Raw genomic sequence first — 5,527 nt, 5'->3', positions numbered from 1 at the left:
CCAGGTCGACGCCCTTCGGCCCGTCGCCCGCGCTCGCGCCTGCGCCCCTGCCCGCGGGCCGCTCGCCCGCGGGCTGCCCGCCCGCGTCCTCGCCGCTCACAGCCGCTCCACCGCACCGTTCGCGACCGAGAACCGCGCGCCGGCCAGGACGCCCGGCACGTCGTCGTCCACCGCCGCCGTCACCAGCACCTGCTCGCCCGGCGCCACCAGCTCCGCCAGCCGCTCGCGCCGCCGCACGTCGAGCTCGGCGAACACGTCGTCCAGCACGAGCACCGGCTCGTTGCCCTCGGCCCGCAGCAGCTCGTACGACGCGAGCCGCAGCGCCAGCGCGAACGACCAGGACTCGCCGTGGCTCGCGTACCCCTTCGCGGGCAGCTCCCCCAGCTTCAGGACCAGGTCGTCGCGGTGCGGCCCGACCAGTGTCACTCCGCGCTCGATCTCCTGCTTGCGCACCGACACCAGCGCGGCGATCAGCTGCTCGTACAGCTGCTCGCGCACGCCTGTCGCGCCGGGAGGCGCGGCCTCCCCGGGTGCCGCGGCCGACTCGACGGCCCCACCGGCCTCCCCGGCCGCGCCCACGTCGACCGCCGCCGCCGCCGCGGAGGACCGGTACTCCAGACCCACGGGCCCGCCGCCCGGCGCCACGTCGCCGTACGCCTTGTCGGCGAGCGGGCCGAGCGCCGAGATCAGGTCGGCGCGCTGCGCCAGCACCTCCGCGCCCACCCGCGCCAGGTGCTGGTCCCACACGTCGAGCGTCGAGAGGTCCATCCCGCGCCCGCCGTGCCTGCGGGCCATCGCCGCCGACTTGAGCAGCGTGTTGCGCTGCTTGAGCACCCGGTCGTAGTCGGAGCGCACGCCCGCCATGCGCGGCACCCGCGCCGTCACCAGCTCGTCGAGGAACTTACGGCGCTCACCCGGATCGCCCTTCACCAGCGCCAGGTCCTCCGGTGCGAACAGCACCGTCCGCACGATGCCGAGCACGTCGCGCGGCCGCACCTGCGAGGACCGGTTGATACGTGCCCTGTTGGCCCTGCCCGGGTTCAGCTCGATCTCCACGAGCTGGGAGCGCTCGCCCTGCGTCACCGCGGCACGGACCACCGCGCGTTCCGCGCCCGCCCGCACCAGGGGCGCGTCCGACGACACCCGGTGGCTGCCGAGCGTGGCGAGGTAGCCGACCGCCTCGACGAGGTTCGTCTTGCCCTGGCCGTTCGCCCCCACGAAGACGGACACGCCCGGACCGAGGGCGACCTCGATCCGGGCGTACGACCGGAAGTCGGCCAGCGACAGATGCGTGACGTGCATGGACGTGCGCCGGCCTCCCGGGAACGACCGCTGTCCGGCCGCTCACCGGGCAGCGGTCCGACTACTTGTCGGACTTCTTGCTCTGCTTCTTCATGGCCTTCGCCTCGGCGGCGTTGGCCTCGACCGCGTGCCCGCCGAACTGGTTGCGCAGAGCGGAGACCATCTTCATCTGCGGGGAGTCGTCCTGCTGCGACGAGAACCGGGCGAAGAGCGCCGCGGTGATCGCCGGCAGCGGCACCGCGTGGTCGATGGCGGCCTCCACCGTCCACCGGCCCTCGCCGGAGTCCGCCGCGTAGCCCTTCAGCTTCTCCAGGTGCTCGTCGTCGTCCAGCGCGTTGACCGCCAGGTCCAGCAGCCAGGAGCGGATGACCGTGCCCTCCTGCCAGGACCTGAACACCTCGCGCACGTCCGTGACGGAGCCGACCTTCTCCAGCAGCTCCCAGCCCTCGGCGTACGCCTGCATCATGGCGTACTCGATGCCGTTGTGGACCATCTTGGCGAAGTGGCCGGCCCCCACCTTGCCCGCGTGCACCGCGCCGAAGTCGCCCTCGGGCTTGAGCGCGTCGAAGATCGGCTGGACCTTCGCGACATCGTCCGGCGTGCCGCCGTACATCAGCGCGTAGCCGTTCTCCAGGCCCCAGACACCGCCGGAGACGCCGCAGTCGACGAAGCCGATGCCCTTGATGCCCAGCTCGACCGCGTGCTTCTCGTCCTCCGTCCAACGGGAGTTGCCGCCGTCCACCACGACATCGCCCGGGGACAGCAGGTCGGCCAGCTCGTCGATCGTGGACTGCGTCGGCGCACCCGCGGGGACCATCACCCAGACGACCCGGGGGCCCTTGAGCTTGTCCACAAGCTCACCCAGGCTGTGCACATCGGCGATGTCCGGGTTGCGGTCGTATCCGACGACGGTGTGGCCCGCGCGGCGCAGACGCTCGCGCATGTTGCCGCCCATCTTGCCGAGACCGATGAGACCGAGCTCCATCAGGGATTCCTTAACGTCGTGGCGATGCGTACCCGCGCCCGAGCCTACGCCCGGGAGCCCCGGCTCACCTGCGGGGTCAACCGCTCAGCCGTACAGGCATGATCAGGTACTTGTAGGCCTCGTCCGCCTCGGCGTCCACCGCGGGACGGCCGCTCAGCAGGGCGGGTTTCGTGGACGTCGTGAACGACAGCTGCGCCACCGGGGAGTCGATCGCGCTCAGGCCGTCGAGCAGGAACGTCGGGTTGAAGGCGATCGAGATGTCGTCGCCCTCAAGCTGCGCGTCGACCCTTTCCACAGCCTGTGCGTCGTCGCTCGAGCCGGCCTCGAGGATCAGCACGCCCTGCTCGAAGCTCAACCGCACCGGGGTGTTCCGCTCGGCCACCAGGGCCACGCGCTTCACGGCCTCGACGAACGGCGCCGTCTCGATCACCGCGATCGAGTTGAACTCCGTCGGGAAGAGCGTGCGGTACTTGGGCAGGTCGCCCTCGAGCAGGCGCGTCGTGGTCCGCCGTCCCGCGCCCTCGAAGCCGATGAGCCCCTCGCCGGCACCCGCGCCGGCGAGCGCGAGCGTCACCGTGTCGCCGCTGGTCAGCGCCTTCGCCGTGTCCAGCAGGGTCTTCGCGGGCACCAGGGCGACGGCCGACGTGTCGGCGGACTCCGGCTTCCACAGGAACTCGCGGACGGCGAAGCGGTACCGGTCGGTCGACGCGAGCGTGACCGTGTCGCCCTCGATCTCGATGCGCACACCCGTGAGCACCGGCAGGGTGTCGTCACGGCCGGCCGCGATGGCCACCTGCTGGGCGGCGGAGGCGAAGACCTCGCCCGGCACGGTGCCGGTGGCCGTGGGCATCTGGGGCAGCGCCGGGTACTCCTCCACAGGCAGTGTGTGGAGCGTGAAGCGGGAGGAACCGCAGACGACGGTCGCTCGTACACCGTCTGTGGAGATCTCCACCGGCCTGTTGGGCAGCGCACGGCAGATGTCGGCGAGCAGGCGGCCGGAGACGAGGACCGTGCCGTCCTCCTCGACCTCCGCCTCCACCGAGACCCGCGCCGAGACCTCGTAGTCGAAGCTGGAGAAGCTCAGCGCTCCGTCCTCGGCCTTCAGCAGCAGGCCCGCGAGGACGGGCGCCGGCGGACGGGCCGGGAGGCTCCGCGCCACCCAGGCCACCGCCTCCGCGAGTACATCGCGCTCCACCCGGATCTTCACCGTAAGCCGCCTCCTGCTGTTGCTGCGCCCTGCTGGCCTTCGTCATCGGCACGCCGCCCTCAGCCGAGGCGGAAGCGGGATGCCGGGGACCAGTCTGACGCACGGCACTGACAGCCGTTGCTGCTCCCGGTCAAATCGTGGCGAGCGGGTTCGGGGCGAGTTACCCACAGGCCCCACTTCGAAGCGGATTCCCAGCTAACTCTATGTGGGAGTAGTAGTAGGGCCTGTGGAAACCGTGGATAACGTCGTTTCCGCAGGTCGGGGCAGGTTTTTTGTCCACTGCGCCTGTGGGCCGAGGCAGTGGACAAGTCGGTCCCGCTGTGGACGGCCGGAAGTTCTGCACACCCCATGCACAGCGGAGGGCCACTTCTCCCCAGCTGGATCCCCAGGTTTACCCACGTTGCCCACAGCCCAATCCGTGGACTTGATGTGACGCCTTTCACTCGACCCGGTGAGAGGGCGTGTTCCGTTGCCGAACAGTGGACAGCGCTGTGGAAGAGCTGTGGGTAACCGGCCCTGGCCTGTGGGCCGCCGGTGGACAAGTTCCGCGGCCCCCTGTGGGCGGTTTTCCCGTCCACAGGGTGTGGACGGCGGTCGCGCACAATTCCACAGGCGGCTGACCTGCCTTGATCATCCCCTGTCCGTGCCCCCTGTGGACACGTTCTGGACAACGAAGTAGTCCCCAGGGTGTGGACGCGAAAAAACCCCAAGATCTGTGGAGAAGCGATTTCCCACCCGTCTGACCGGCACGGATTCGAACAGCCCGGTCCACGGGCGCGCGGTCGGGACGGGCCCGGCGCGGCATGCGAAAGGCGCCCGGGGATGTCCCCGGGCGCCCTCGTGGCAGCCGTTCCTCAGCCGTTCCTCAGTCGTTCCTCAGCCGTCCGTCGGCCGTCCGTCGGCCGTCCGTCGGCCGTCTCTCAGCCGTTCTTGATGCGGTTCGTCAGCTCGGTCACCTGGTTGTAGATGGAGCGGCGCTCGGCCATCAGCGCGCGGATCTTGCGGTCCGCGTGCATCACCGTCGTGTGGTCGCGCCCGCCGAACTGCGCACCGATCTTCGGCAGCGACAGGTCCGTCAGCTCCCTGCACAGGTACATCGCGATCTGCCGCGCGGTCACCAGGACCCGGCTGCGCGACGAGCCGCACAGGTCCTCCACCGACAGGCCGAAGTAGTCCGCCGTCGCCGTCATGATCGCGGCCGCGGTGATCTCCGGCGCCGCGTCCTCACCGCCCGGGATGAGGTCCTTGAGCACGATCTCGGTGAGCCCGAGGTCCACGGGCTGCCGGTTGAGGGAGGCGAAGGCCGTCACGCGGATCAGCGCGCCCTCCAGCTCCCTGATGTTCCTGGAGATCCGGGACGCGATGAACTCCAGCACCTCGGGCGGCGCGTTCAGCTGTTCCTGCACGGCCTTCTTGCGCAGGATCGCGATGCGCGTCTCCAGCTCGGGCGGCTGCACATCGGTCGTCAGGCCCCACTCGAAACGGTTGCGCAGCCGGTCCTCCAGCGTCATCAGCTGCTTGGGCGGCCGGTCGGAGGAGAGCACGATCTGCTTGTTCGCGTTGTGGAGCGTGTTGAAGGTGTGGAAGAACTCCTCCTGCGTCGACTCCTTGCTCGCGAGGAACTGGATGTCGTCGACGAGCAGGATGTCCACGTCGCGATACCGCTTGCGGAAGGTGTCGCCCTTGCCGTCGCGGATCGAGTTGATGAACTCGTTGGTGAACTCCTCGGAGCTCACGTACCGCACGCGCGTGCCGGGGAAGAGGCTGCGCGCGTAGTGCCCGATCGCGTGCAGGAGGTGCGTCTTGCCGAGCCCGGACTCGCCGTAGATGAAGAGCGGGTTGTACGCCTTGGCCGGCGCCTCGGCGACCGCGACCGCCGCAGCGTGTGCGAAGCGGTTGGACGCGCCGATGACGAAGGTGTCGAAGAGGTACTTCGGGTTCAGCCGTGCGTGCGGCTCGCCGGGCCCTGGGGCCGGTGCGGGCTGGGCGCCGAGCGGGCCCGGCACGCCGCGGTGCCTGCCGCCCGGGCCGCC

The 5,527-nt window shown here is 70.4% G+C and carries 4 protein-coding genes; all 4 read right to left on the bottom strand.

Features of this window, described 5'->3' with window-relative positions; translation table 11 throughout:
- Positions 1-96 precede the first annotated feature (96 nt).
- Positions 97-1,302, bottom strand: a complete 1,206-nt coding sequence (recF, locus tag JFN87_RS31820) for a DNA replication/repair protein RecF (protein WP_209345787.1) — start codon at positions 1,300-1,302, stop codon at positions 97-99.
- 61 nt (positions 1,303-1,363) lie between these two features.
- Entirely contained in the window at positions 1,364-2,287 is a 924-nt protein-coding gene (gnd, locus tag JFN87_RS31815) for a phosphogluconate dehydrogenase (NAD(+)-dependent, decarboxylating) (protein ID WP_209345785.1), read from the bottom strand.
- Between the two features lie 76 nt (positions 2,288-2,363).
- Complete coding sequence (gene dnaN, locus JFN87_RS31810; protein ID WP_209345783.1) at positions 2,364-3,494, bottom strand: DNA polymerase III subunit beta; 1,131 nt, start codon at positions 3,492-3,494, stop codon at positions 2,364-2,366.
- A 920-nt stretch (positions 3,495-4,414) separates the two neighbouring features.
- Positions 4,415-5,527, bottom strand: a 1,113-nt coding sequence (dnaA, locus tag JFN87_RS31805; protein WP_209345782.1) for a chromosomal replication initiator protein DnaA, incomplete at its 5' end; no start/stop codon positions are given.

It is taken from the genome of Streptomyces montanisoli, from assembly GCF_017813245.1.
Lineage (GTDB): Bacteria > Actinomycetota > Actinomycetes > Streptomycetales > Streptomycetaceae > Streptomyces > Streptomyces montanisoli.
This window is presented reverse-complemented; position numbering and strand designations above follow the sequence as displayed.